The following is a 25826-nucleotide window of genomic DNA, read 5'->3' as shown; positions in this document are numbered from 1 at the left end:
GGCTTAAATTTTACCCTGATCCATCGCCTTCATCTTCTCTTCGTATATTCGCCCTCTGGTAGGACTGCGCCGTTGCGGAATATTAGGTTTTAGCTCAAGCGATCTTCTAGATATCTCTTGTTCTAAGACCTCATCAACAATTCGTATGGACAAATCCCTGTAAGTCACAGACTGAACATCTGATAGGGACAGTTCCTTCACGATTTCCTGTACATCCCGTACCAAAGTCCCAAGGTCAATGCCCAGAATTGTAGCAGGATAAGGTTCCAGAAGATCAAGCGAGCTCTGTAACATCATCGTTCCTCCGCGGAGATTGCCATTCCTGAAGTGGTATAAACCAACCGCAATTTGCAACAACCCTTTATAGAGAGAATTCCGGTTACGTTCAAGCCACAATTCTTCCAGCACCTCATGGCACTCGAAATAATCCTGATCCCGATTGAAGTAGATTAAGTAGTCAATGTACAGTGGCTCATAGATGCTCATCCGGGTTTTCGCCCTTTCTGGCGTTGTTCAGAAGTTTCTTCACGTCATCGAGCAAGTCTTTGAGCCCTTCCATATCATGCCGTTCCCAGTAATCGTTAAATCGCTTCTGTGCTTCAATCGCTTCGCTGACAAGGTGGTAGAAGTACAATTGATGAATGATATTCAATGTTCTTGACACGATATTGGAATCATCCTCAAATGCCTTCTGCGCCTCCAAAATCTGTAGACGAATTGCAGACATCTCATTATCCAGTACAAAAGCAGCCTCAGCTGTTTTTTTCAGCCTGGCTCGCATGTCATCCGGTAAGCTCTCCCGGAATTTGTAACTCAGAGAATGTTCAATGGTAGCCCAGAAATTCATGGCAAGTGTCCGGATCTGAATCTCGGCCAATACGATCTTTTGTCCCAGAGCCGTCTGAACGGGATACTCAATAATCATATGGAAGCTGCGATAACCGCTCTCTTTGAAATTCGTAATATAATCTTTCTCAATGAGTACCGTGAGATCCTTGCGGCCTCGAATGTATTCGGCAACCCGACGGATATCATCTACGAATTGGCACATGATACGGATACCTGCAATATCCTCAATGCCTGTCTCCACGTCATCAAGCGACACATTCAGTCGTCTGGATTTCTCCAGAATACTGGATATTTTTTTGACACGACCGGTAACGAATTCAATCGGGGCATACTCTTCCCGTTTTTTCAGCTCCGCCCGCATTGTCTTAAACTTGACTTTTAATTCCTCTACCGCTTGTTCATAAGGAAGTAAAAATGTACCCCAGTCTCTACCGTCCATGCTTATGCCTCCTGTCTCTATAGCGTCCCCTGTTCTATTCCATTATACATGATGTTTGGTGGGGGGAAGAGTCCCGAACCATTTTACGCTCTTCCATGCTTCTATATTTTCAATCCGGGGATCCACATTCCTTCTTAACGATGCTCCGCACCAACCGCTTCAGAGATATGACGATAACCGTCCTTGCGCAGTAACTCACGCAGTCCGGCATGAATACGCCGATTCACCTCAGGTCCTTCGTAGATTAATGCTGTATATATTTCGACCAGACTTGCTCCGGCTTTAATTTTCTCGTATGCATCTTCACTTGTGAAAATGCCACCTGAACCGATGATCGGAAGTTTGCCTTCGGTCTGACGATAGATCTGGCGAATAATCTCCGTAGAACGCTCACGTAGAGGTTTACCGCTCAGACCGCCAGTCTCTTTTGCATGTTGGTGGGAAAGTCCTGTACGACTGATGGTTGTGTTCGTTGCAATAATGCCAGCAACACCGCTGTCTGCAATTGTGCGAACCATATATTCAAGTTCCTGATCATTCACATCCGGTGCAATCTTCACCAGAACGGATTTGGTCGCTCCGCCCGCTCGTGCATGCTGCACGTTCATCTCGTTCATAACCGCAGCGAGCAGTTCCTTCAATTCATTCCCATGTTGCAGATTACGCAAATCCGGTGTATTTGGTGAACTGATATTAACCACGAACAGATCAGCATAATCGTATAGTGCCTGAATGCACTTCGAATAGTCCAAGTGAGCTTCCTCATTAGACGTTGCCTTATTCTTGCCGATGTTAACAGCCACTGGAATACGCCGATCCTGTAGACGTGAAAGTTCTCCTGCCATGGCTTCCGCACCAAGATTGTTGAAGCCCATTCGGTTCACCAAAGCCTCATCCGGAGGCAAACGGAACAGTCGTGGTTGATCGTTACCTGGTTGTGCAAGTGGTGTCACGGTTCCCACTTCCATGAATCCAAATCCGATGGAAGAAAAGCCCGTTACGGCCTGTCCGTTTTTGTCCAGACCCGCAGCCAGACCAACAGGTGTAGGGAAATGACACCCAAACATGTCAACAGCCAGATCAGACGTTTCACGAACGCCGTACATCACACGTAGTCCGGAAGGAACCGGACGGATGCTGCCCACGCCACTAAGGCCGCCAATAATCAGATGATGGGCCTGTTCAGGGTCCATTTTGAACAACAAAGGTTTAGCAAGACTTCTGTATAACAAATCACTCACTCCGTTCTGGTCCGGTACGCCAAAAAGCCGTTGTCCGTCTTTTCATATGTAAAAAACACTCTACACACAAGTCTATCTGTTTCTTATTAAAAAGGAAAGTAGTTTGCGCATAGACAGCACAAATCGAATAATACAAAATGCTCACAAGAAATCCACCCGCCCACTGGAAATGACGAGTTGAATTCTTTACAATGAGAGCATGGTTACTCTACACCAGTTCTATTCCAATAAGGAGGAATAACTCATGGCTCCCAAACGTAAACCACCTGCATTACAGCAAAAGAAAGAAGAAGTGAATCGCAAAGCCATTGCATGGACAGCAGCCAGTGTAGGCGGCTTGATCATCATCATTGGTGCTCTTATCATTATTGCCAACATGTAGATGATTCAGGCTGAATCCATCTGATTCTACATATCCAACAGATCAATTCAGCCAGTGATACGTTTTGTTCGGATTATTCTGCTTTGGAACAAGTGTATGCTGATAACGCTGCTTTGCTTCTGGAACAAGCGTCAGATCTGGCAGTACATCTTCTCCAATGCGTACCGGAGTGCCTTGCGGAGCAAGAGCGAATAACTCTTCTACATCTCCTGTACGCATTCTCACACATCCAAGGGACTCATCCAGTCCGATACTGTCTGGCTCGTTGGTCCCGTGGATGGCATAATTTGTACTCGAGAGTTGCATACCTCTGCTTCCAAACTCACCGTTCGAGCGCCCATTCGGATTGACCACTTTATCTGTGATGATAAATGAACCCTCCGGGGTTCGATCACCGCCAAGTCCCACATCATACATACGAACAATGGTATTCCCACTAATTAATGCAAGTTTATGTTTATCCTTATCAATGACAATCTCCAGCGGTTCCTGCAAAAAAGGCTGACCTCCCAGCGTATCTGCAAAAGCGGCATTTTTGCCTTGAGACGAATTCGAAGTCGTTGAACCATTCTCTTTACCACTTGAATCGTTCTTTCCTTCCTGTGCCTTTCCTTGATGCAAAGCTAACAGCTTCGGAAACATCTCGGTCATCCCTGGCGCAGTCTCGCCCAGAATATTATTCGGAAATGGCTGGGCCATTTGCGTTACACTCTTGGGCCAAGCGTCATTTTTTTTGCGATAGGCAACGATTGCACTTGATAATGATGCAGCCGCTTCCTGCTTGGCGGTCCACGCCATAGCCATCTTTTTGATTTTCGGCGTGACTTCAGGAGGTTCACAGTTACATTGCTTGGCATCATAACTCTGTGCAGTTAATTTACCTTTTGTATTGGTTTGTACTATGTATTTCACAGGCATATTTCGCTTCCATAAAGACCAGTCATCCGAGGTTTGCATACCCAGTACAGCAGAGGTCTCTACTTTTGGGCCAGACCCGGACCAGGCAGCTGCGAGCGCAGTCTCGCCATGGTTGCCTCCACCAAATGCCGCAGCAGTAAACACATTACTTGGTGGCGCGGATGCAGTCACAGCCTGTTTATCCGCTTCTATAGGCGCTTCGATGTCATCTGTGGATTCCAGTGCTGCTGACAGTGCGTCGGCCGCTTCACGACTGAACCCCGGAGCGTCCGCAGGTGGCAGACCTGCCAGCACAAGCAGCATGAACAACGTAAGCCACATTTTGCGTCTACGTTGTTTTTTCTCTTTTTGCTCAGACATCTCCACCAGTTTCTCCTGATAGTCTACCCAGATGTCAGCAGGAGCTTTACTGCGTTCAAATGCTTCGTAAACCTCGCCCGCTTGCTGAAAACAATAATTGGCTTTGGCCTCCTGTCCTTCGCCCAAATACTCCTTTCCAAGCAAGTACCAAGCCATTTTATTGTCGGGATGTTTCTTGACATATGTTCTTAGATGAGTATTTTGCATCCGATCCTCCACTATTTCGCCTTTTTCCGTATATCCATATATATCGGCATAACATGGCGTTGAATCCATAGGACTTGAGTACCCGGTGGAAAAAAGGGTTTTCGACAATAATCGTCCTTGATCCACAGGTCATAAGATCACAGTTAAATGAAAACAAAAAAAGCACCTTCCCTTGTCGTAAAGACAAAAGAAAGTGCTCTGTGTTCATGCAAGAAATACTTAACCCTCTTTATTAAAAGGCTCATCCGCTACTTTAATTGAATCTGTAGGGCAGCCATCGCATGCATCCTGCATATCGTCAAACAAGTCGTCTGGAATAGCTTTGATACCATGGTTAGCATCGCCGTCAAAGATAACTTCTGCCAAACCTTCATCATCGTAATCGTAGATGTCAGGAGCTGTTGCTCCACAAGCGCCACATGCGATGCATGTGTCTTTTTCAACCCAAGTATATTTACTCATTTACATTCTCTCCTCCTAAAATTCGAAACGTACAGTGTTTTTATCTAGAAACATATTAATACAAAGTAAGGATAATTACAAATCATTTTGCAACCACAAGTCTCTATTATCCCTTATTTAATCAAGACTTTGCAAGTTATCTTTTTGCAGGGAAGTACCGCGCACTTTATGATTGCGAAGCAGCACGGAAGGATCATCTCCAAGCATGCCAGCGGTCACAACAGCATTCTCACCAAATTTATCACGTAACTGATCCATAATCCGAATCAGATTGTCCTTCTTGGGCTTCTGCTCATATTCGAACAAGTCCATCTGCACAGCGGATTCTTCTCTTGGAATCAGGTTTTGAAGTGTCACACCCAGCATACGGACAGGCTTGCCACTACCCCAATGCTTCTCAAATAGTTTACAGGCTTCACGGTAAATGACCGTCGCATCCTCCGTAGGAACTTCCATTAGACGTGATCGGGTGATTGTCTTCATATCCGGTGTGCGGATCGTAATCTGAATACCCTGGCTGAACATTTCGTGCTTGCGCAATCTTCTGGCTACCTGGTCACTTATATTGAGGAATACCCGATGAATCTCATTCATATCCGATACATCCGCCGGTAGAGTGGTTGTATGCCCAATGGATTTATTAGCTTCCCGTTCCGCGTGAACTGCGGAATGGTTAATGCCATTCGCAGAATTTTTGAGCCATGTTCCATTAACTCCGAATAGTTCGGTCAACATGTTCTCGTCCGACTTGGCCAATTGACCAATCGTTTCAATGCCCAGTTTTTTCAGCTTTTCAGCCGTTTTTTTGCCAATGCCAAACATCTCGTTGCATGGTCTGTGCCAAAGAATCCGGGGTACGTCCCTCATGCGTAAAATGGAGATACCGTTCGGTTTTTTCAGATCCGAAGCCATTTTCGCCAATAATTTGTTGGGTGCAATGCCAATGGAACATGGCAGCCCCAATTCATCCTTGATTCTACGCTGAATGCTCTCCGCAATCTCCATTGGATTCCCGAATTGCCTTGAACCTGTAATATCAAGATAACATTCATCAATGGATGTTGCCTCAAGTTGAGGGGTATAACTATACGCAATCTGCATGAAAGCTCTTGAATATTGACGATATAAATGAAAATCAGGACGAATCACAATGAGATCAGGGCACCTTTTCATGGCTTGGTGGACAACCATACCTGTTGAGATGCCTCGATTACGAGCGGCATATGAGCAGGTTACAATTACACCCTTTCGCAGTTCACTGCTGCCCGCAACGGCCGTTGCTTTTCCTCTATATAAATCTGGTTCCTCGGCTTCATGTACAGAGCAGTAGAAAGCATTCATATCGACATGCAGAATCACCCGTCCGGCTGTAGGGTAAAATTGATCCACATTCGCTGGAGGATTGCCGTCTGAAGACATCATGAACCCCCGCCCTTTCTTGCACACTAATTAATGAAACGAATTTCTTTCTTCTATAGTATATCAAACCCATTATGTTAATTCAGTCACGAACATTTATTTTCTGCGGGATCTGATCAGAGACCGAATAATTAACCATCCTACACTCACAAAAAATATCAAAGTGATCAGAGCAATAATCGTATTTTCCCATACAAAACTCAAAATTAACCCTCCTTTTCTTCCATATATTCCAATTAAAACTCAATAATAGATTATAACATACATCCGGATTATGATTAACATCCTTCTTTTTTCTCTAAAATCCGTTAATTGTTACATGAAACTGCGATTTCTATGTAGCATTTGGCTATAATGGTGCTATAATAATTAATTATACAAATTGACGACTTTAGGACAAATCAGCGCATTGAGTTTAACACAGTGTAGCGTTGCCGAATCGAAGGATTCGTCCACTAACGTACTTAACAGCTTTTCCCAACTTACAATCCAAACTTTTAAAAGAGCGCTTTATCTCAAAGGAGGATCTTCATGTCAAAGGCCATTTCCATCTTCGATACGACTTTACGTGACGGCACACAAGGGGAGGGTGTCAGCTTATCGGCAGACGACAAACTCAAAATTGCCAAGAAGCTTGATGACCTGGGTGTCCATTATATTGAAGGCGGAATTCCCGGCAGCAATACCAAGGACATTGAGTTTTTCAAAAGAGTCAAGGAATTAAACCTGAACGCAAAGGTTGTTGCTTTTGGCAGTACCCGCCGAAAAGGCAGTGTTGCTAGTGAAGACGCCAACCTGAAGCGCATGATCGAATCCGGTGCTCAGGCTGCAACCCTGGTCGGTAAATCATGGGACTTCCATGTGCATACCGCTTTGCAGACTACATTGGAAGAAAATTTGTCCATGATCTATGATTCCATCGCCTATCTGAAACAGAATGGAATGGAAGTGATCTTTGATGCAGAACACTTCTTTGACGGATTCAAACATAACCCGGAGTATGCTCAAGCGGTCTTGACCAAGGCCCACGAAGCTGGAGCGGACTGGCTCGTCATGTGTGATACCAACGGCGGGACGATGCCAAACGAGGTGCACGAGATCGTATCCACACTGCATAGAAGCCTGCCTCATGCACATCTCGGTATCCATACACATAATGATTGTGAACTGGCTGTGGCCAACACACTCAGCGCTGTACAAGCCGGAGCCCGTCAGGTGCAAGGAACGATGAACGGTTATGGAGAGCGTTGCGGTAACGCCAATCTCGCATCCATTATCCCGAACCTGCAACTGAAACTTGGCTATGAATGTGTTACTGAGGATTCCATGAGACAACTTACAAACGTGGCTCGTTATGTTAGCGAGATTGCCAATGTGAATATGCCGATTAATCAGCCTTATGTCGGCAATGCTGCTTTTGCTCACAAAGGTGGGATTCACGTCTCTGCCATTCTGCGGGATTCACGTACCTATGAACACATCGTGCCTGAACTGGTTGGTAACAAACAACGTGTACTGGTCTCGGAACTTGCCGGACAAAGTAACATTGTATCCAAAGCTCAGGAACTGGGGCTTGAGTTCGATCCAAGCAGTGCCAATTCACGTCAGATTATTGAGAAGATCAAAGACCTGGAGCATCAGGGTTACCAGTTCGAAGGTGCTGATGCTTCGCTTGAATTGTTAATTCGTGAAGCGAACGGTGACATGAAAGAATTGTTCACGTTTGAATCATTCAAAATGCTTGTGGAGAAAACGGCGGGCAAATCCGTTGTTTCTGAAGCTTTTGTCAAACTTAATGTAGCTGGAACAAGTGTGTATACCGCTGCTGAAGGTAACGGTCCGGTGAACGCACTCGATAACGCTCTGCGGAAAGCATTGGTGCAATACTTCCCTTCACTTGCCAATATGCATCTGTCAGACTACAAAGTACGTGTACTGGATGAGAAAGATGCCACAGCCGCCAAAGTTCGTGTATTGATCGAATCCAAAAATACGGAGAACACATGGAACACTGTCGGTGTATCCGAGAACGTAATTGAAGCAAGTTGGGAAGCTCTTGTACACAGTTTCCGCTATGCTTTGCTTCAAGAAAAATTGCAGGATGAGCCGGGCACACTCCCTATTCCTGCTCATGGGATAAGCAACCACTAATAACGCTTATTTCCCGGAAAATATAAAGAAGCCCTGCACCCATGATTCATGGATGCAAGGGCTTCTTTCTTTGCAGAAAATTAATTTGCAACTAGCTCTTTAATCTTACGTTCCAACTCTTTCTCGGGTAATATGCCCAGAACAATCTCCTGTATAACTCCTCTGGAGTCAATCAGAACATTCGTTGGAAAAGCCACCCCATTGTATTGAGCGTACACTGTCCCCTTCTCATCCAAGGGAATAGGGAATGTCAGTTGGTACTCATCCACAAAAGCTTTGGCATCTTTGAGTTTATCGTATGACGTTACATTAACCCCATACATGTCAAGCTTATCCTTGTATTTCGCAGCCATTCTGTTCAGCTCTGGAGCTTCCTGCTTACACGGCTCACACCAGGATGCCCAGAAACTGACGAACGTAGCCTTATCTTTGGCACCGCCCACACTGTACGTTTTCCCATCCATTGCTGTCAGAGAAAAAGCAGGCGCCAGAAGACCCGCACGTGGTCCCGTCTCTGTAGGCATCGGTTCTTCCTGCTTAAAGACGGCTGCAATGCCGTCACCCGCATTCTGGGCCAGTGCAATACCAACCAGCAAGACAACACCAAGGAGTATGTATATGTTTCGTTTCATAACCCGCCACCCTTTTATATAATTAGCATATTGAAACTGAAACCGTAATTTCTGCACATGCTAAATGTTTATCACGCTCTATCACAGTTGACCAGAACATGATTGCCAAATGTTCTCTTTATTATTGTACCCTTTTCCTTTAAAATTTTACAATCCGCATTACAGAAAATAAAATGAAAAAGGACTCCTGCCTAAGCAGGAGCCAAAGAGAGAGGGGTGAATACAAATGGCAGCACTTCACGGGCAGCAAAACGTCTTCTACATCCCTTCTTCCGTAGAGCAAGAGATGTCAAAGCACATGTTCATTTCGCTGCCGCAAGAAGCCTGCGGGGTTATGCTGGGTGAAACCGCAGCGGGCGGTATACGAATCAGTCGGTTTCAGCCCATTCGTAACGTAGCACCTGACCCGCTGCACCATTTTACTCTGGATGATGCCGAATGGATTCGGTGCGTATTCTCCGAGCCTAAGCTCATTGGTATCTTCCATTCTCATCCGCAGACCAGGCCTTTTCCTTCCTTAGAGGACTTGCAAGCTCTTCCGGCCTTTGCCGGTTTGCTTCAGATGTACCTCATCGGCTCACCCGACCTAACAAGTGGGTCGCGATCTCATATGCATCTGAACGGTTATCTGATTGAACCCTCGAAGGAATCGCAGGATCAGGCACACCGCGTTGTGCCTTCATACAATCTGCTTCCCGTTCCGTTATGCGTGACTTAGCTGGGTATACAAATCACCCAAGGTCTCCACATTTTTACGCATCATGTCCTCCAGATAACAGGACCATAACTGTGCAGTCATTTTGGAATCTTCCAGTGCATGGTGACGCCCATAGATCGGGATGCCTCTGGATTCCAGCAATTCATCCAGACCATACCCCGGCCTGCTCGGTTCAAGCCAGCGGGCCAACATCATCGTATCAATTAAACGATGTGTCAGTCTTACCTTTGAAGTCCGCCACAGAGCTGCATTCAGAAAAGCACGGTCATGCGCACTTGCGTGTGCAATCAGAACATTTCCACCTACAAAAGACATGAAATCATGCAGCCCTTCCAGCAAAGTTGGTGCGTCCAGCGTCATCTCCTGCGTAATACCTGTAAGTTCAGTAATATGTTCCGGAACCGCAGTCTTGGACTGCACCACCGTATAGAACTGCTCCCCTTCCAGTACCGCACCACCATGTATACGGACCGCACCAAATGAGATAATCTCATCCCCATGCTGGGGCGAAAAACCCGTCGTTTCCAGATCAAATACAACTGCGTCCAGCTCATTTAGAGGCGTATGCAGAACCTCAGGTCTGCGCTGTTCTCTCATCATAGAGCGGATAAACGCCATGTGTTGCGCCGTAGGGGCTCCCATAATGGAAGCGATGGCGGAAGGAACCCCTCCCTGACGCAGCGAATTCCAGAATCCTGTATTGCCCCTTGCCGGCTCTCTCATGGACGTCTCCTTTCTGCAAAACGCAACTGTCTTTGCAAAGCACGATGCACTCGTCGTACCAACCCGAGCGTATCCCTGAGCTCATAATGAATCTGCTTTTGTTTCATCTGTTTCTCATCCAGGAATCCACTGCTATGTTGCAAATCCCCTTGGATGACAACCGGTGTACTTCTCCGAAACTTTAGAGCGGCTATGAACGCCCGCTGGCATGCATCCAGTAATGTAAACGGAACAGCTTCAAGTGTTGTCAGTCTCTCCATTCTTTTTAACGTAGATGACTCCTTGATCCCATGTTGCAAAGCCAAATAACGGGCACTATTCACCAGCGGAATGTACAAACCATACTTGACATCAAATCCACCTGCATGTTCACCAAATCGTTCTGTGACCACACGTCCAAGTACATTCAATGTAGCTTTATGTTTAACCGTATTGCGAAGAACTGCATCCGAAAGTTCAGGAACCAGTCTGAACTGTTCATAAAAACTCGTGATCCATTCCTCTGCCAGACTTTGCTCACCTGCAACAAAACGCATGTCTGAAGCAATAATCAGATTACGAACAGGCTCCCAATTCAGGTCCGAGCTCCACTCTGCTAATTGTTGCTTCCATGACGCCAACGTTTTTCTCCACAATGGCTCTGAACACATGACTTTGCCTTCGCACTTGGCGTAACCAAGCCCTTCCAACATATCCGTCATTCGCTGTCCGAGCTGAGCAAAATATTCCTCTTTACCTTCATGCGGAGTATCGCTAATGATCATGCCATTATCCTGATCACTCCATAACGTTGCTTCTTCCCTGCCGGAACTGCCAAATACGATAAAGGCATAGGGGACGGGAGGTTGGCCGAAGCCTTCCTCAACCATCCCCTGAATGCATAACTCTACTGCTTTCCGTGCAATCCGGTCATGCAGTTCATTTACCGTTTGGTACCACTCGATCGGCGACAAGGAAGCGGACAACAATTCCTGGAGCTCGTTCTGTAATATCACACGTGCCTGACGCAGTTCTTGAGAAGACACCGCACCATCGATTCCCTGATAAGACCAGGAATAGTTTGTATACGAGATGGGTTCCATCATGTCCAGCCTCCTTGAAGCATGATTCAGCATCATTCACCTCAGGAGCTGAACGTACCACCATTGGATTTAGAATCTACATTTTTCATTTGTTCAGGGTATCCGTAAGTACCATGCTCACTGATATCCAGACCCATTGTTTCTTCTTCTTCAGTAACACGGATGCCCATGATTGCTTTCATTCCGCCCAGAATAATGAAGGACATTACCAGTACGAAGGCAAAAGCACCTGCCAGACCGAGAAGCTGTACGCCCAATTGGTGGAATCCACCGCCATAGAACAGACCCGCTTGACCTACACCAGCATTCTCGGCAAGTTCAGGAGTAGCGAACAAGCCCGTGGAGATCGCACCCCACATACCCGCAATACCATGCACGGAGAAAGCGTAGATTGGATCGTCAATTCCTTTACGATCGAAGTACTGTGCTGTGAAGAATGTGATGATACCCGCCAGAGCACCGATAACCAGCGCTGCCCAAGGTTCAACGAATGCACATGCTCCTGTAATTGCAACGAGTGCCGCAAGCACACCGTTTAACATGCTAGGAATATCAGACTTACCAAGTACTGCCCATGAGATCAACAGCGCAGCAACACCACCGGCTGCAGCAGCTACGTTAGTAGTTAATGCAACATAACCGAAGAATCCATCCCCCATGGCAGATAATGTACTACCTGGGTTGAATCCGAACCAACCGATCCAGAGGATAATAACCCCGAGTACGGAATACACTTGGTTATGACCTGGAATGATGTTAGGTTTGCCGTCTTTGTTATATTTACCAATACGTGGTTTCAACAAGATGGTCGCTACCAATGCTGCAGTCGCACCAGTCAAGTGAACAACCGTCGATCCTGCAAAGTCTTGCATACCCAGCTCAGCCAACCAGCCGCCGCCCCATACCCAGTGAGCAACAACCGGATACATGATAATGGTATAAAGAGTACCGAAAACAATATATACGCTCATCTTTGCACGTTCAGCCATACCACCGCAGGCAATGGCCAGAGATACCGCCGCAAAGGCGAGGTGGAATACGAATTTAATAGTCAGTGGAACATCGGAGAAAGCCAGTGATTCGAAGGAAGCAGCCATCTTGTCACCACTCAGGAAGAATCCTGTTGTTCCAAAGAAGCTGTTACCATTACCGAAACCAAGACCGAAACCCAAAGCCCAGAAGGCAATTACTGAAATCCCCAATGTCAGGATGGTCTTACCCGCAATGTGTCCTGCATTCTTCATTCGTGTTGAACCCGCTTCAAGTAAAGCAAATCCCCCTTGCATCAAGAACACCAGTACAACAGCCAGAAACGTAAAGGCTGAGTTCAAACCACTTTGAAGTTCAATGTTAGTCGGACCCTCCGCAGCCGCAAATGCGCTGACCGGAAAAGCGAACAAAGTAAGCATTACTAACATGGAAACCAACCATTTCTTTCTCATATACCCCACTCCCTCTTATGTTAAGTTTCTTCACATAACGTGAAACTCTTAATGTCATTATAAGCAGAAGAGAGGAAAGTTGACAAGAGTAATTTCATCAAAACTGAAAATTATTTCTGGGAATAAAGTCATACGTCTTTTTCTTGCACTTAAGTACATAATCACATTCTATGAGTACATAGATATAGAAATGCAGTATGCTGATTGCCAAAGCATAACGTTTGACTGTACGGTTAAAGATCATGTATCATACTTATTAGTAAGAAAAATTGGGCGTAGTCTAGAAATTCACAAGTGGAAACTACAATTCCCTACATTTGAACTTGCAAGCGAGGTGAATATCATTGGGGATATGAAACTTTTTCGGATTGGCGAACTTGCCAAGACCGCTGGTGTTAGTGAACGGACGATTGATTATTACACAAAGCTTGGACTAATCGCTCCCGAAGAACGTACACAAAAAAATTATCGTCTCTATAGTAATGAAACTTTAACGAGGCTTGAACGTATTGTACAGATGAAACAAGAGAAGTATAGTCTCGACGAGATTAAGCAATCTCTTGAGAAGTGGCGTCTGGTTAGTACAGAAGAACAAGTTGCCAGCAAACTGACAACATTGGAGCTTCATGTACAACAACTTGAGCGAGAGGTTAACGAACTCAAACCGCTACTTGGAGAGATGAAACCTGTACAAGCACGTAAAATGATGGCAGGACTCCTCACCAAAAGTGCCGGTACAATGGAGGCACTAAAAATCTTGCTTGAGAACACCATGATGTAGCTTATTTTTAGAAAGCGGAGGAATGAATATGAGTTTTAATAACGGTATGTTCGTATTGATCATTATCGCCTTTTTGCTCTCTTTATGGGCGCAATTTCGCGTTAAAGGTACGTTTAGACGTTGGTCGGAGGTACCGAACCAGAACGGAATGACTGGTTACGATGCCGCTCGCCAGATGCTTGATGCTAACGGCCTGCACGATGTTCCAATTGAACCTGTACGCGGCACGCTCTCTGATCACTATGATCCGATCAATCGGGTTGTACGTTTATCAGAACCAGTATATTACGAAAACTCAATCTCAGCTGTTTCGGTAGCGTGTCACGAAGTTGGCCACGCCATTCAGCATAAAGAAAGTTACCCGATGCTGGCACTGCGTCACCGGATCTTCCCAATTGTGAACTTTGCATCCGGATTAGCTCCATTCCTGTTGATTGCAGGATTTCTCTTCAATGCCATGAACCTTGTAGGTATCGGTATCATCTTCTTCTCCGTAACTGTAGCATTCCAACTCATCACTTTACCGGTTGAGTTCAATGCAAGTAATCGTGCCAGAGAGATTATGGTATCCGAAGGGTACATCCGTAATGAAGAAGAAAAAGGTGTTGCAAAAGTTCTGAATGCCGCAGCCTTGACTTACGTTGCTGCAGCGTTGATTTCACTGCTTGAGTTGATTCGTTACATCGGAATCTTCAACAGCCGCGATTAATTGGATACTTAATACAACAAAAACAAAAAACAATACCCCACCGTTAATCGGATGGGGTATTGTTTTGTTGTAAACCGAAATAATCAAGCAAGAATGAACGAAAGGACTGAGCAACCAGCGGCAGTTTATCATGCGCACGATGAATTAACCCGATAGTTCGCGTTACTTTTGGATGGGAGATAGCCACATGTGCCGGTTGCAACGGATTCGTCTGGAATAACGCCATCTCAGGCAGCAGACTGACCCCCATGCCCGCAGCGACCAATCCGCGGATGGTGTCGGTCTCTTCCCCTTCAAAAGCGATCTTAGGTGTAAAACCAGCTTCCAGACAGGCATGCCACACAATAGGACGAAGAGAATAACCTTTGCTAAATAATACAAATTTATCATCCTTGAGCTGTTCAAGTGCAATTGTCTCTTCACCAGCTAACGGGTGATTAGGAGGAAGGATGGCATGTAATTCTTCCGTGAGTACAATATCACCATCTACTTGATCATGCTTCTCTGGAAAAGGAGAAATAAATGCCAAGTCTACCTCTCCGGATAACACATCACGAATCAGTGTAGGGAACATCCCCTGCTTGAATCTGAATTTCACGTTGGGGTAGCGCTGACGGAAAGCAGCCACCACGGAAGGAATGAGATGAATCCCCAGGCTATGTGGAAATCCAATTCGAATCTCTCCATGCTCCGGGTCCAGAAACTCATGAACCTCCCCAACTGCCTTGTCCAAATCTTTTAATATGCCTTCAATTCGTTTGCAAAAAAGCTGCCCCACTGCAGTCAACTGCAGATTTCGCCCCTTTTGCATAAAAAGATCCACGCCCAGTTCTTCTTCCAGCTGATGAATCTGACGACTCACCGCCGACTGTGCCACATGCAACTCTTCAGCAGCCTGTGTTACATGTTCCTTCTGTGCCACTTTCAAAAAGTAATGCAACTGTCTTAATTCCACTCGCCTGATCGCTCCAATCTGTTATACCCTACTTATCCTTGATTGCATTCCATCTTGAGAACGTTCTGACTACCGCTTTAAGCTGCGAGGTTTCCACAATCTGATCAACAGTCCGTATATAAAGAATCCACCCAACAATCCGCCGAGGTGTGCCATCCAATTGATGCCTGACATGGCGAAGGAGAATATGATTCCGAACAAAAGCAATGTGTACATCGTTTTGCGCGAAGCCTCGTCCATCATCGTTCGCTGGAACAGTGCTACATACAGGAATGCACCATATACGGCATAGATCGCTCCTGAAGCCCCTACCGAGATGGTAATACTCCCAACCGAGTTGTACCACGCAACAGCAAGAATATTACCCAATACACCGCCACCCAGGTACAATACACCATACCTTACCGACCCGAGCAACCGCTCCATCGGTGGTGCAAATACGATTAACGCAAAACTGTTAAACAATAAATGACTGAAGCCCGCATGCAGGAACATGGATGTAATGTAACGCCACCATTCATGTGCGAACAGTTCATGATTCGTGAGTGCCCCAAATTTCAGCAGCACCATATTGTTCGTTGATCCACCGTTCACCGTTAACACAATAAACATGACTACATTGGCAATTAAAAAAAGCGACGTCAAAGGGAAATACTTCAAATAACCTTTCCAGTTCTCATAGCGAATAAATATCATAAATTTCTTCTTTCACTCCACCCTGTTCAGATCGGACTTACATCTCTGATCCATCGTAATGGTACATGTCCGAATTGGACAATGCCTTTCATAAAAGATTATAATGGATTTTGGCACGGATCACCAATTTATAAGGAGGAACATTATTATGACACAAGAACGTACAGGCGCAGCCACATTTAAAGGCAACCCTATTACATTGATCGGACCCGAACTGAAAGTGGGCGATCAAGCACCTGATTTTACCCTGAGCAAAAACCTGGTTGAGGATGCTTCCCTGAAGGACTTCGCAGGCAAAATCAAATTAATCAGCGTTGTTCCTTCCCTGGATACTGGCGTATGCGATGCGCAAACTCGTCGTTTCAACGTGGAAGCTGGAGAACTCGGAGACAACGTTGTTGTCTTGACAGTAAGCGTTGACCTTCCGTTCGCTCAAGCACGTTGGTGTGGAGCAGCTGGTGTTGACCGCGTAGTTACATTGTCAGACTACAAAACACGTTCTTTCGGTGAAGACTACGGCGTTCTGATCAAAGAATTCCAACTCGACATGCGCTCCATTTTTGTTTTGGATGCCGAAGACCGGATTACATATGTGGAGTATTTGCCTGAAATGACAGACTCCCCTAACTTCGAACAAGCGATCGCTGCTGTAAAAGCTTTGCTGTAGAGGGTTACCATACGTTCAGAACAAAAGCGAGGAAGGTTAACCTTCACTCGCTTTTTGTTATTTATCATCTATTTCAATCATTTGCTTTATACTTGCTTAGCTTCTTATCCAGTACAGAGAATAAGTTCATAATCGTGCGATAATTGGAACCCAAGTCTCCAAGTGAACCACGTGAAGCTGAATACATATCCACCGCACTACGAACAGGACTTACCGAGATAATGGAAACTGTAATATCCATCGTCCGTCCAAAGGTAGTCCGCTTCTCCAGAATAACTTCTCCAACAGAAGGCACTTCATGCAGCACTTTATAACCCGGAATCTTTTTGAGTGTCGAAGAGACCTCTTCCCAGGCTCTGTCTTTGGATAAGTTATAATACCGTGTTTTTAATTTGGGATCCTTGGCTCGATCGCTGGTCCCCTCCATGCTGCGGATGATACCGACGAGCGTTCTCTTTAAGGTCAAGACCCTTCCTCCTTTGAATGTAACCGTTCCATTTATGTATCTTAGTGTAACATTGTTCAAGTAGTAACAAAAGGGCAAGCATCATATTTATCGTAAAACCAATCAAAAACATTCATTACAACTTAAAAACACCCTGAAATTCCTTCTGAAGAGGAAAAGTCAGGGTGCTGTACATAAGATTTAGGAACCCGCCTATGCCGTCCGGCTACATTGTCTTATGAACCTGCTTGGCAGGTGGGTGACCGCAAAAATGCTTTTTGAAGTCCCCATGTCGTATAGACAGGGCTTTTCAGCAACATTCTGTGTTGATCTCCCGAAGACATCATCATTGGTTCAAAACAACGAATAACCGAAACGTACATCGCAGGATGTACAATTATTATATCCCTAACTGTGTAAAAAGTAAATGGCGATCCATCATGTTTTATTTTTGCAATGTAATGTTTTTGTCGTCTGATGGCTCAGATGTTTCACCATTCTCTGCTGATTGTTCAGCCAGCGCAGCAGCTTCCTCTTCTTCCTTCTTGAGTTGCATCTTCTCCATCTGCTCCTGCATCTTGTTGAAGGTTGCGTAGAAGTTAAAGAAAGCGAACCAAGCAATGATGCTGATAATGAAGAAAACGAACAAGACCGGATAACGGAAACCGATGTAGAACAGCAATCCACTTCCCAGCAATGTGGAAAATACACGGAATGGTCTGATCAGCGTAAGCAATACCGCGTTTTTGATAATGAGTCCGATGGACATATGATAGTGTACAACCATCGAGAAAAAGTTAAAGAGTGATACAAATAACAAGAGAAGCAGTACTAGCATAATGATTCCCACGAGCTGCATGTTGCGGAACTGCGTCATGTAAACTGTATAATCCAGATACATAATCGCGAACAGCAGTGTGTAAAAAATGCCCCCAATTAAACTTTGCTTGTAGTTTTCCTTGTAACCTACAAAGAAAGTACGGAAGATCGGTACATCCGTATCGCCCATATTCCATTTACGAACAACCGTAAACAGCGCCGAAGTCGCCGGGAACAGTGTAAGCGGTGCCACAATAGCTATAGCCCAGTTCATTTGCAATGATTCGTTTGCGAGGTTCTGCTGCATCACGAGCAGTTTCATAATCAAGAAAAACAAGAACGGAGACGAACAAATAGCCCACAACAGATTGGTTGCGGCCAGTCTCGTAATCCACTCTGTAAGCCGGTAGATCCCACCCATAGCTCCTTTAAATTCCAAACATTTCTCCTCCTCTGCAGCCTTGCGTATTACCTGAAGTCTAATATTAATATACCTTATTATAGATAGGAAAAGCCAGTACTTCCCGAAAAGAGATCGTCATTGTCCTTAGCTAACGCTTCTGGCAGTGAAAAAAATGATGCAGTAATTTTGAAAATAAAAAAATGGAGCAGTTGCCCGCTCCATTTTTCAGATCATACGTTTATATTACTCGAAAGAAGAATCTTTCGCTGGACGACGTCCTTCGTTACTGCTTGGACGCGGTTTGCGGTCACGGTTGTAACCACCTTCTCTGCTTCCACCGCCAGTGCTGCTGCCGCTGTTACGATCACGGTTGTAACCGCCACGTCCGCCGCCACTGCTGTTGCGATCGCGGTTGTAACCACCACCACTGCCGCCGCTACCACTTGTGCGGTTACCGCTGTAACCTGATGGTTTACGTCCGCCAGAGCGAACATCCGGTTTACGACGTTTTGCACGAATTGGATCTTCAGGAGTCAGATCAACTTGAGCATCTTTCTTATCACCTGTCAGGAGCTTCAGTGCAGCCGACAACAGTTGAACAGAATCATATTGCTCAAGCATTTGAATCGCAATACCTTTGTATTCGTTCAGTTCGCCTGATTGTACGATTTCCAGCAAGCGCTCTGCTGTCAAACGTTGTTTACCTTCAACCGCTTCTGCCATTGTTGGCAGTGGTTTACGTGGAATACGGTGACGTGTTACACGCTCGATGAAGTGCAAGTGATCAATCTCACGTGGTGTAACGAAGGACCAAGCAGCACCCTCTTTACCCGCACGACCTGTACGACCGATACGGTGAACATAGCTCTCCGGATCTTGCGGAAGGTCAAAGTTAACAACGTGAGTTACGCCAGATACGTCGAGACCACGTGCAGCCACGTCTGTTGCAACGAGAACGTCAATGCTGCCGTCACGGAACTTACGCATTACCGCATCACGTTGATTCTGGGACAGGTCACCATGAAGACCGTCTGCAGAATATCCACGTTTTTGCAAAGCTTCAGCCAATTCGTCAACACGACGTTTTGTACGTCCGAATACGATCGCCAGTTCAGGAGATTCCATATCCAACAAACGGCTCAATGCTTCGAATTTTTGACGCTCAGGTACTTCGATATAGGATTGGTCAATCAATGGTGCACTAACATGTTTCGGAATCACAGAAATGTGTTCAGGATTGTTCAAGAATTGTTGTGCCAATTTTTGAATGTTAGGAGGCATTGTTGCTGAGAACAGCATGGTTTGGCGCTCGTCTGGAACTTGTTTCAGGATGGATTGGATATCCTCCATGAAACCCATGTCGAGCATTTCATCTGCTTCATCCAGTACAACAGTTTGTACATCATCTAGTTTGATTGTTTTGCGGTTGATGTGGTCAAGGAGACGTCCAGGTGTACCAATGATGATCTGTGGTTTTCTTTTCAGTGCACGGATTTGACGCACGATATCTTGTCCGCCGTAGATTGGCAGGGAGCGAAGACCTTTGAAGCGAGTGAGTTTTTCAATTTCTTCAGCAACTTGAATGGCAAGTTCACGTGTAGGTGCCATAATAAGGGCGCGGATTTTCTCATCACTTTTTGTGATTTTGCTGATCAACGGAATACCGAATGCAGCTGTTTTACCCGTACCTGTTTGAGCTTGACCAATCAAATCTCTGCCTTCGAGTGCCAAAGGAATCGCTTTGGATTGGATCGGTGTTGCTTCTTCAAACCCGAGCTCAGTGATGGCTTGCAGCACCAGTGGTTCAAGATTGAAATCTGTAAAGTTTAAATTTGTCAAAATTATTCATGCTCCTTTTATATGGTGGACATGGTGGACAATCCACTTTGTTGTCTGTATTCTTAAGTAGCGTTAATATTTATAGGGTATCCCAACGGGACGGATTATTTTCACTAACGAATATAATTCCATGAATGGGTCCCCAACATAAGACTAAAACTACATACATGTGTTTGAAACATTTCAAAATTTTATTGCTCCATTTAGGAAAAGTTTCCTACTCAAGAATATCCACAAATTATTATATCACAAAACAATTCAAGATTACCAGCAATCTGGTTTTAAATATAAATGAGGTGATTAAATTGCCCAAAATAATTTGGCACTCTTTAGTGATCATTTTGGGTGCTGCAGCTATTGCCTGCGGCTTCAACTGGTTTTTGGTCCCCCATCAGCTTTTAAGCGGCGGGGTGTCCGGTATTTCAATGCTTCTGGGTTATTTTACAACGTTGAATCTTAGTATAATGTATTTTGTTCTTAACATTCCCCTGCTCATTGCAGGTTGGTTTATTCTTGGACGACGCTTCATTACATTAAGTATTCTTTCGGTAGCAGCCACTTCTTGGTTCATTGCGCTTCTGCCTGTTTTTGCTGTGGCTACAGACCCTTTACTTAGTTCTGTATTTGGCGGTGTGCTTATTGGAATGGGTACTGGTGTTTCCTTCCGAGTTGGCGGCTCCACAGGAGGACTCGACATTGTTGGGTCCATTTTCACGCGTAAACGAGACTTTCCGATTGGTACAGTGATGGCCGGCATGAACGGTTCGATCATTATGCTTGCAGGATACCTGAGTGACAATTGGAATACAGCCTTGGCCTCCATGGTATCCATCTATATCACAGGCAAAGTGCTTGATCTGATCCATATCAGTCACGTCAAAGTAACACTGTACATCATTACAAACGAAACCGAAGCCATGTTAAAAAAATTACTTGTTCGGCCTCGTGGAGTTACCAAAATTAAGACTCAGGGAGCATACACGGATATTGAAAAGGACATGCTCATGACCGTAACTACCCGCTACGAGTTGGTTGAAATTAAACGTATTATCAAGGATACAGATCCAAACGCTTTTGTTAACATTGTGGAAACGGTTGGTGTTATGGGTTCATTTCGCAGAAGTTGAGACACCTGTACGGTTAACAATTCACAACATTGTGGTATAATAACGGTGTACGGCTCCTAAATATGTTGTATAGCAGGTTCAACCCTTCAATTTCACAGGCCATATGCTTTCCCGAATCGCGCCGAATGACTTACCATTTTGGAATTCGAGTAGGAAAGGGTGATTATTGTGGATATGGAAACGGTAAAACTGTTTGAGATTGTCAACAGATGGTGCCCGGAAATGCTCCCTTTCTTGAAACCGAATGAACTCGACTCACTGATTGTCCTCCGGGATGGGCTGGGCATCCTGGAACAGGGAGACGCAATGGAAATCATTCAGTACAGTATTTGTGAGCATCAAAATGAGATTTACATTCAATAATTTTTTTCAGATTGATCACGCCGCTTCTTGCAGGGGATTTCCTCAGCAGGAAGCGGTTTTCATTTTTTCCATGTGTTTCATTACTTGATTAATATGGTTAAAAGCCCAGAGGCTTTAATGTATAATTCATACATGGAATGCACACATAAGGGAGTGGAAATGAATGAACATGTTTTGGGCTTTACTGGCTATGGCCTTTGGAAGCTTTGGTGGTGCCCCCGCAGTGGCAGACCAGGGAAACCCTCAATTCCAATCGTTAACCAACAGTTTTAACACCGCAATTATTCAATCTCAAAAAGATCAGGTTGTTATCGATGCCGATAACCCACCTGCCAAAATTGATCCTCAACCTGATGCACCTGTGGTCAAAGGTATTTATGTAACGGCCTACAGCGCAGGCGGCGCACGTATGAAAGAATTGCTGGAACTGACAGACAGCACAGAACTGAATGCCATGGTCATTGATATCAAAGACGATCTCGGATACATAACTTACCCCACAGAAAACAAAGCGCTTCAGAAAATGGGTAAATCCCAACCTTTTATTCGGGATATCGATGCCTTGATGAAACGATTGCAAAAACATGAGGTCTACCCGATTGCACGTGTCGTTGTATTCAAAGATACGATTCTTGCCAAGAAAAATCCGGAGCTCTCCTTCCGTAACAAGGATGGATCTGTCTGGGCTAATGGCAAAGGCGACAGCTTTGTGAATCCGTACAGCAAGGAAGTATGGGACTATAACATTGAGATTGCCAAGGAAGCTGCCAAGCTTGGATTTAAAGAGATTCAATTTGACTATGTTCGTTTCCCGGAAGGTTTCGAAACTCGAGCCGATGTACTGAAATATACCAAATCCGACAAGTCACGAGTGGATGTTGTGGCTGAATTCGTGCAATATGCACGCAAGGAGTTGGCCCCGCTAGGGGTCCGTGTCTCAGTTGATATTTTCGGTTATGCCGCTTCTGTACCTGCGGCTGAAGGCATTGGACAAGATTTTGTTAAAATATCCGAAAACGTGGACGTGATCTCACCGATGGTATACCCTAGTCACTATTCAACTGGCTGGTATGGGGTCAAGGACCCTGACAAAGATCCTTACACAACCATCAAGGGCTCAATGGAAGATACACACAAGAAACTAGACCCTACCAAAGAACTCAAACCCGTCATTCGTCCGTGGATTCAGGACTTCACAGCAAGCTGGCTGGGCAGTGGGCATTATATCAAGTATGGCAAGAAACAAGTGGAAGACCAGATTAGAGCGATGAAGGACATGGATGTGCATGAATATCTGCTCTGGAATGCGTCCAACCGTTATACATCAGGTGTACAATATAAGTAATCCGCACTCTTTCATACTTTTCATTTCATCCAACCTCGTTCTGCTTGAAGCGGAGCGGGGTTTTTTGGTGTTCATTTTTCTCTGTACACCCCTACTCTGCTTCTGTCCCTATTCAAATTGAACAAAATCCTCTACAATAAATAGCTGTCCATATATGACACTTGGATGACATCTCTTTAGAATAGCGAGGCACTGCCAGTGAACATGAACACAACTAGTTTTTCCCAAAAAGTGAAGCAATTCCTGATTATATTTTTGCCCATCTTCACCACTCAAATCGCCCTCTCTGCCATGTCGTTCTTCGACACCAATATGTCAGGCAAGTTTTCTCCGGCCGACCTTGCAGGAGTTGCAATTGGTACAAGTCTATGGATGCCAGTTCAAACTGGACTAAGCGGGATTCTAATTGGCATAACGCCTGTTGTTTCCCATCTGCTGGGTTCCAAACGTAATGATCAGATCGGGTATAACGTCATACAGGCGTTGTATCTCGGGATTGCTGTCAGTCTCGTCGTGATCGGAGCCGGGGCGTTGTTACTTGGCCCTATACTGAACGGAATGCCTCTGGAACCCCGAGTTGCCCAAGTTGCCTTCTATTTTTTGTGCGCACTTGCTTTTGGCATTATCCCGCTCTTCGGATATACGGTGCTGCGCAGCTTCATGGATGCGCTGGGCCAGACAAGGACTACGATGTTCATTACGTTGGTTTCCCTGCCCGTTAACATCTTTCTAAATTATCTGCTGATATTCGGCCGCTGGGGCTTTCCACAATTGGGCGGTGTTGGTGCTGGTGTTGCTACAGCATGTACATACTGGCTGATCTTTCTTATTAGTCTCTGTTTTGTCCATCGGGTCGAACCTTTCGCTCAGTATGGCATTTTCCGTCAATGGACCCGTGTATCATTGTCCAAATGGAAAGAGTTACTTAAGATTGGAGTGCCCATCGGATTTGCGACTTTTTTCGAAACGTCCATCTTCGCTGCTGTGACTTTAATGATGAGCCGTTTCGATACCACAACAATTGCTGCCCACCAGGCGGCGCTGAATTTCGCTTCTACGCTCTACATGTTGCCTGTGAGCATATGTATGGCTCTTACGATCCTTGTGGGCTATGAGGCAGGTGCGGGACGTCTGAGAGATGCCAAACAATACAGTCTGCTTGGAATTGGTGGAGCCATCGGCCTCTCACTGCTGACAGCGATCGTGTTGATTGTGTTCGGCGAACAGATTGCAGGCGTGTATTCAAACGATCGAGAGGTCATTGCACTTACGCAGCATTTCCTCATCTACGCCATTTTCTTTCAGATCTCGGATGCGATTGCTACACCGACCCAAGGAGCATTGCGTGGCTACAAAGATGTTAATCCTGCACTGATCATCACGTTCGTAGCGTATTGGATCATTGGCTTGCCTGTAGGTTATCTAACTGCTACGTATACTTCACTCGGTGCCTTCGGATACTGGATCGGCCTCATTGCCGGCCTTGCTGTGGGAGCAACAGCGCTTCTCTGGAGACTCTTCCTGGTACAAAAACAAGCCGTACTCCGCAAGGCGTAGTATTAATATACTCACTCTGTGAAACAACAAAAAGAGCACAATCCACGTTAATGCGGGATTGTGCTCTTTGTTTTTGAATCGAATTATTGGGACAAACGTTGTGCGAGCTGGTACGTTTCCATATCGAAATCTTTTTTTGTGTTAACCACTTTATCAATATCTGTCAGGGTAAGTTCACCCTTAATAATGCCACAACCTTTGTCTGTCTCGCCTGCGATCAGACTACGAACAGCGAAGTCGCCAAGACGACTTGCCAGGTTACGGTCGAAAGGTGTTGGCGTACCCCCACGCTGAATGTGACCCAGAACGGTTACACGTGGCTCATACGTTGGGCAACGTTCCATCAGTTCTTTTGCTACATCCTCACCTTTGCCTACGCCTTCTGCAACGATGATAATACTGTGACGTTTGCCATGTGCAAAGTTAGCTTTCATCCGATCTGCTACTTCGTCCATGTCAAATGGAACTTCTGGGACAAGAATCGTTTCAGCACCGGAAGCAAGTCCGGCATGCAGAGCGATATCTCCACAGTGGCGACCCATAACTTCAACAATGGAAGAACGTTCGTGTGAAGACATCGTATCACGTAATTTGTTTACTGCATCAACTACTATGCTTACAGCTGTATCAAATCCGATGGTATAGTCGGTGAAAGAAACATCGTTATCAATCGTTCCTGGCAGACCCATGGTGTTAATGCCCAGCTTGCTCAGTTTATTCGCTCCGTTGTAGGAACCATCCCCACCGATAACAACCAGACCGTCAATGCCACGCGCACGCAGAATGTCCGCACCTTTTTGCTGACCTTCAGCGGTATAGAACTCCTTGCAACGTGCCGATTGAAGAACCGTTCCCCCACGTTGGATGATATCCCCTACACTCCGCAAATCCATTGGGAAAATGTCATTATTCAAAAGACCCTGGTATCCACGTTGAACTCCAAATACTTCGAGACCGTGAAACAGTCCGCTGCGAACAACCGCACGAACAGCCGCGTTCATCCCCTGTGAATCACCACCGCTCGTTAATACTGCGATTTTCTTTACTGCTGTCATGATGTTTCTTCCTCCTCTAGTTTCACTTCAGGCTCCGCAA

At 45.4% G+C, this 25826-nt stretch carries 26 protein-coding genes and 1 other RNA gene; 10 read left to right on the top strand and 17 right to left on the bottom strand.

Going from position 1 to position 25826, the window contains the following annotated elements; translation table 11 throughout:
* Positions 1–3: 3 nt before the first annotated feature.
* The 3 genes from MKY87_RS26165 to MKY87_RS26155 all read right to left on the bottom strand — a co-directional run bounded on the left by MKY87_RS26165 (position 4) and on the right by MKY87_RS26155 (position 2520).
* On the bottom strand, positions 4–486 hold the full coding sequence (locus MKY87_RS26165; protein ID WP_340966803.1) for a DUF309 domain-containing protein: 483 nt from the start codon (positions 484–486) through the stop codon (positions 4–6).
* Positions 473–1288 carry a GTP pyrophosphokinase gene (locus MKY87_RS26160; protein ID WP_091032183.1) on the bottom strand — a complete coding sequence of 272 codons (816 nt, stop codon included), beginning with the start codon at positions 1286–1288 and terminating at the stop codon, positions 473–475. Before MKY87_RS26160 ends, MKY87_RS26165 begins: the two co-directional genes overlap by 14 nt.
* Positions 1289–1422: 134 nt before the next feature.
* Positions 1423–2520 (bottom strand): quinone-dependent dihydroorotate dehydrogenase, encoded by a 1098-nt coding sequence (locus tag MKY87_RS26155; RefSeq protein ID WP_340967556.1) that lies wholly within the window; start codon positions 2518–2520, stop codon positions 1423–1425.
* A 253-nt stretch (positions 2521–2773) separates the two neighbouring features.
* Between MKY87_RS26155 and MKY87_RS26150 the strand changes: the two genes are divergently transcribed.
* A complete protein-coding gene (locus MKY87_RS26150) occupies positions 2774–2911 on the top strand; it encodes a hypothetical protein (protein WP_017689367.1) in 138 nt (45 codons plus the stop codon).
* A 42-nt stretch (positions 2912–2953) separates the two neighbouring features.
* Here the strand turns inward: MKY87_RS26150 and MKY87_RS26145 are convergent, their stop codons facing one another.
* From MKY87_RS26145 to MKY87_RS26135, 3 genes are all read right to left on the bottom strand, one after another.
* Positions 2954–4396 carry a L,D-transpeptidase family protein gene (locus MKY87_RS26145; RefSeq protein ID WP_340966801.1) on the bottom strand — a complete coding sequence of 481 codons (1443 nt, stop codon included), beginning with the start codon at positions 4394–4396 and terminating at the stop codon, positions 2954–2956.
* A gap of 219 nt (positions 4397–4615) precedes the next feature.
* Positions 4616–4858 carry a ferredoxin gene (locus MKY87_RS26140; RefSeq protein ID WP_091032191.1) on the bottom strand — a complete coding sequence of 81 codons (243 nt, stop codon included), beginning with the start codon at positions 4856–4858 and terminating at the stop codon, positions 4616–4618.
* 117 nt (positions 4859–4975) lie between these two features.
* Positions 4976–6277, bottom strand: a complete 1302-nt coding sequence (locus MKY87_RS26135) for a DNA polymerase IV (protein ID WP_340967555.1) — start codon at positions 6275–6277, stop codon at positions 4976–4978.
* A 531-nt stretch (positions 6278–6808) separates the two neighbouring features.
* Here MKY87_RS26135 and cimA point away from each other — a divergent pair.
* The gene (gene cimA, locus MKY87_RS26130) at positions 6809–8428 is read left to right on the top strand and encodes a citramalate synthase (protein ID WP_091017507.1); all 1620 of its coding nucleotides are present in this window, start codon (positions 6809–6811) and stop codon (positions 8426–8428) included.
* Positions 8429–8508: 80 nt separating this feature from the next.
* Here cimA and MKY87_RS26125 read toward each other — a convergent pair whose 3' ends face one another.
* On the bottom strand, positions 8509–9060 hold the full coding sequence (locus MKY87_RS26125; RefSeq protein ID WP_338593625.1) for a TlpA disulfide reductase family protein: 552 nt from the start codon (positions 9058–9060) through the stop codon (positions 8509–8511).
* A gap of 226 nt (positions 9061–9286) precedes the next feature.
* Here MKY87_RS26125 and MKY87_RS26120 point away from each other — a divergent pair, with 226 nt between their 5' ends.
* Entirely contained in the window at positions 9287–9778 is a 492-nt protein-coding gene (locus tag MKY87_RS26120; RefSeq protein ID WP_340966799.1) for a Mov34/MPN/PAD-1 family protein, read from the top strand.
* Here the strand turns inward: MKY87_RS26120 and MKY87_RS26115 are convergent.
* From MKY87_RS26115 to MKY87_RS26105, 3 genes are read right to left on the bottom strand one after another with little or no spacing between them, the layout of a single operon-like run.
* A complete protein-coding gene (locus MKY87_RS26115; protein ID WP_340966797.1) occupies positions 9764–10501 on the bottom strand; it encodes an exonuclease domain-containing protein in 738 nt (245 codons plus the stop codon). The genes MKY87_RS26120 and MKY87_RS26115 overlap by 15 nt on opposite strands.
* Entirely contained in the window at positions 10498–11583 is a 1086-nt protein-coding gene (locus tag MKY87_RS26110) for a DUF294 nucleotidyltransferase-like domain-containing protein (protein ID WP_445669466.1), read from the bottom strand. Before MKY87_RS26110 ends, MKY87_RS26115 begins: the two co-directional genes overlap by 4 nt.
* Positions 11584–11624: 41 nt before the next feature.
* Positions 11625–13025: an ammonium transporter gene (locus MKY87_RS26105; protein WP_036609643.1), complete on the bottom strand. Its 1401-nt coding sequence runs from the start codon at positions 13023–13025 to the stop codon at positions 11625–11627.
* A gap of 352 nt (positions 13026–13377) precedes the next feature.
* Between MKY87_RS26105 and MKY87_RS26100 the strand changes: the two genes are divergently transcribed.
* Positions 13378–13806 carry a MerR family transcriptional regulator gene (locus MKY87_RS26100; RefSeq protein ID WP_017689377.1) on the top strand — a complete coding sequence of 143 codons (429 nt, stop codon included), beginning with the start codon at positions 13378–13380 and terminating at the stop codon, positions 13804–13806.
* A gap of 28 nt (positions 13807–13834) precedes the next feature.
* Positions 13835–14515 carry a zinc metallopeptidase gene (locus MKY87_RS26095; RefSeq protein WP_338593613.1) on the top strand — a complete coding sequence of 227 codons (681 nt, stop codon included), beginning with the start codon at positions 13835–13837 and terminating at the stop codon, positions 14513–14515.
* Positions 14516–14558: 43 nt separating this feature from the next.
* Here the strand turns inward: MKY87_RS26095 and MKY87_RS26090 are convergent, their stop codons facing one another.
* Positions 14559–15470: a LysR family transcriptional regulator gene (locus MKY87_RS26090; protein WP_036609648.1), complete on the bottom strand. Its 912-nt coding sequence runs from the start codon at positions 15468–15470 to the stop codon at positions 14559–14561.
* Positions 15471–15539: 69 nt separating this feature from the next.
* A complete protein-coding gene (locus MKY87_RS26085; RefSeq protein WP_036609651.1) occupies positions 15540–16166 on the bottom strand; it encodes a rhomboid family intramembrane serine protease in 627 nt (208 codons plus the stop codon).
* Between the two features lie 148 nt (positions 16167–16314).
* Between MKY87_RS26085 and tpx the strand changes: the two genes are divergently transcribed.
* Positions 16315–16833, top strand: a complete 519-nt coding sequence (gene tpx / locus MKY87_RS26080) for a thiol peroxidase (protein WP_036609653.1) — start codon at positions 16315–16317, stop codon at positions 16831–16833.
* Between the two features lie 73 nt (positions 16834–16906).
* On the opposite strand, the gene MKY87_RS26075 is transcribed toward tpx, so the two are convergent.
* The 4 genes from MKY87_RS26075 to MKY87_RS26060 all read right to left on the bottom strand — a co-directional run bounded on the left by MKY87_RS26075 (position 16907) and on the right by MKY87_RS26060 (position 20339).
* Positions 16907–17299, bottom strand: coding sequence for a DUF1499 domain-containing protein (locus tag MKY87_RS26075; protein ID WP_017689382.1), 393 nt, complete (start codon positions 17297–17299; stop codon positions 16907–16909).
* Between the two features lie 181 nt (positions 17300–17480).
* Positions 17481–17672, bottom strand: a non-coding RNA gene (gene ssrS / locus MKY87_RS26070) — 6S RNA.
* A gap of 51 nt (positions 17673–17723) precedes the next feature.
* Positions 17724–18536: a YesL family protein gene (locus tag MKY87_RS26065; RefSeq protein WP_017689383.1), complete on the bottom strand. Its 813-nt coding sequence runs from the start codon at positions 18534–18536 to the stop codon at positions 17724–17726.
* A gap of 207 nt (positions 18537–18743) precedes the next feature.
* Positions 18744–20339, bottom strand: a complete 1596-nt coding sequence (locus tag MKY87_RS26060; protein ID WP_091017518.1) for a DEAD/DEAH box helicase — start codon at positions 20337–20339, stop codon at positions 18744–18746.
* Positions 20340–20644: 305 nt separating this feature from the next.
* Here MKY87_RS26060 and MKY87_RS26055 point away from each other — a divergent pair, with 305 nt between their 5' ends.
* The 4 genes from MKY87_RS26055 (at position 20645) to MKY87_RS26040 (ending at position 24731) form a co-directional block, all read left to right on the top strand.
* A complete protein-coding gene (locus tag MKY87_RS26055) occupies positions 20645–21466 on the top strand; it encodes a YitT family protein (RefSeq protein WP_091017520.1) in 822 nt (273 codons plus the stop codon).
* Between the two features lie 174 nt (positions 21467–21640).
* Positions 21641–21829: a hypothetical protein gene (locus tag MKY87_RS26050; protein WP_029880762.1), complete on the top strand. Its 189-nt coding sequence runs from the start codon at positions 21641–21643 to the stop codon at positions 21827–21829.
* A gap of 163 nt (positions 21830–21992) precedes the next feature.
* Positions 21993–23174, top strand: coding sequence for a putative glycoside hydrolase (locus MKY87_RS26045; protein ID WP_133384236.1), 1182 nt, complete (start codon positions 21993–21995; stop codon positions 23172–23174).
* A gap of 204 nt (positions 23175–23378) precedes the next feature.
* On the top strand, positions 23379–24731 hold the full coding sequence (locus MKY87_RS26040; protein ID WP_091035014.1) for an MATE family efflux transporter: 1353 nt from the start codon (positions 23379–23381) through the stop codon (positions 24729–24731).
* A gap of 83 nt (positions 24732–24814) precedes the next feature.
* Here the strand turns inward: MKY87_RS26040 and pfkA are convergent, their stop codons facing one another.
* The gene (pfkA, locus tag MKY87_RS26035) at positions 24815–25786 is read right to left on the bottom strand and encodes a 6-phosphofructokinase (protein ID WP_091032214.1); all 972 of its coding nucleotides are present in this window, start codon (positions 25784–25786) and stop codon (positions 24815–24817) included.
* Between the last annotated feature and the right edge of the window lie 40 nt (positions 25787–25826).

Origin of the sequence: Paenibacillus sp. FSL R7-0198, assembly GCF_038000415.1 — a bacterium.
GTDB lineage: Bacteria > Bacillota > Bacilli > Paenibacillales > Paenibacillaceae > Paenibacillus.
The sequence above is the reverse complement of the archived record's forward strand: the minus strand, read 5'-3'. Positions and strand labels throughout refer to the sequence as shown.

Bases quoted from the DNA above. Each gene is read 5' to 3' on its own strand.
- tpx (WP_036609653.1), top strand. From the start codon at position 16,315: ATGACACAAGAACGTACAGGCGCAGCCACATTTAAAGGCAACCCTATT.
- MKY87_RS26110 (WP_445669466.1), bottom strand. From the start codon at position 11,583: ATGGAACCCATCTCGTATACAAACTATTCCTGGTCTTATCAGGGAATC.
- MKY87_RS26050 (WP_029880762.1), top strand. From the start codon at position 21,641: ATGGAAACGGTAAAACTGTTTGAGATTGTCAACAGATGGTGCCCGGAA.
- MKY87_RS26120 (WP_340966799.1), top strand. From the start codon at position 9,287: ATGGCAGCACTTCACGGGCAGCAAAACGTCTTCTACATCCCTTCTTCC.
- MKY87_RS26040 (WP_091035014.1), top strand. From the start codon at position 23,379: ATGAACACAACTAGTTTTTCCCAAAAAGTGAAGCAATTCCTGATTATA.
- MKY87_RS26135 (WP_340967555.1), bottom strand. From the start codon at position 6,277: ATGTCTTCAGACGGCAATCCTCCAGCGAATGTGGATCAATTTTACCCT.
- MKY87_RS26105 (WP_036609643.1), bottom strand. From the start codon at position 13,025: ATGAGAAAGAAATGGTTGGTTTCCATGTTAGTAATGCTTACTTTGTTC.
- pfkA (WP_091032214.1), bottom strand. From the start codon at position 25,786: ATGACAGCAGTAAAGAAAATCGCAGTATTAACGAGCGGTGGTGATTCA.
- MKY87_RS26160 (WP_091032183.1), bottom strand. From the start codon at position 1,288: ATGGACGGTAGAGACTGGGGTACATTTTTACTTCCTTATGAACAAGCG.
- cimA (WP_091017507.1), top strand. From the start codon at position 6,809: ATGTCAAAGGCCATTTCCATCTTCGATACGACTTTACGTGACGGCACA.
- MKY87_RS26140 (WP_091032191.1), bottom strand. From the start codon at position 4,858: ATGAGTAAATATACTTGGGTTGAAAAAGACACATGCATCGCATGTGGC.
- MKY87_RS26095 (WP_338593613.1), top strand. From the start codon at position 13,835: ATGAGTTTTAATAACGGTATGTTCGTATTGATCATTATCGCCTTTTTG.
- MKY87_RS26115 (WP_340966797.1), bottom strand. From the start codon at position 10,501: ATGAGAGAGCCGGCAAGGGGCAATACAGGATTCTGGAATTCGCTGCGT.
- MKY87_RS26165 (WP_340966803.1), bottom strand. From the start codon at position 486: ATGAGCATCTATGAGCCACTGTACATTGACTACTTAATCTACTTCAAT.
- MKY87_RS26125 (WP_338593625.1), bottom strand. From the start codon at position 9,060: ATGAAACGAAACATATACATACTCCTTGGTGTTGTCTTGCTGGTTGGT.
- MKY87_RS26045 (WP_133384236.1), top strand. From the start codon at position 21,993: ATGAACATGTTTTGGGCTTTACTGGCTATGGCCTTTGGAAGCTTTGGT.
- MKY87_RS26085 (WP_036609651.1), bottom strand. From the start codon at position 16,166: ATGATATTTATTCGCTATGAGAACTGGAAAGGTTATTTGAAGTATTTC.
- MKY87_RS26150 (WP_017689367.1), top strand. From the start codon at position 2,774: ATGGCTCCCAAACGTAAACCACCTGCATTACAGCAAAAGAAAGAAGAA.
- MKY87_RS26100 (WP_017689377.1), top strand. From the start codon at position 13,378: ATGAAACTTTTTCGGATTGGCGAACTTGCCAAGACCGCTGGTGTTAGT.
- MKY87_RS26145 (WP_340966801.1), bottom strand. From the start codon at position 4,396: ATGCAAAATACTCATCTAAGAACATATGTCAAGAAACATCCCGACAAT.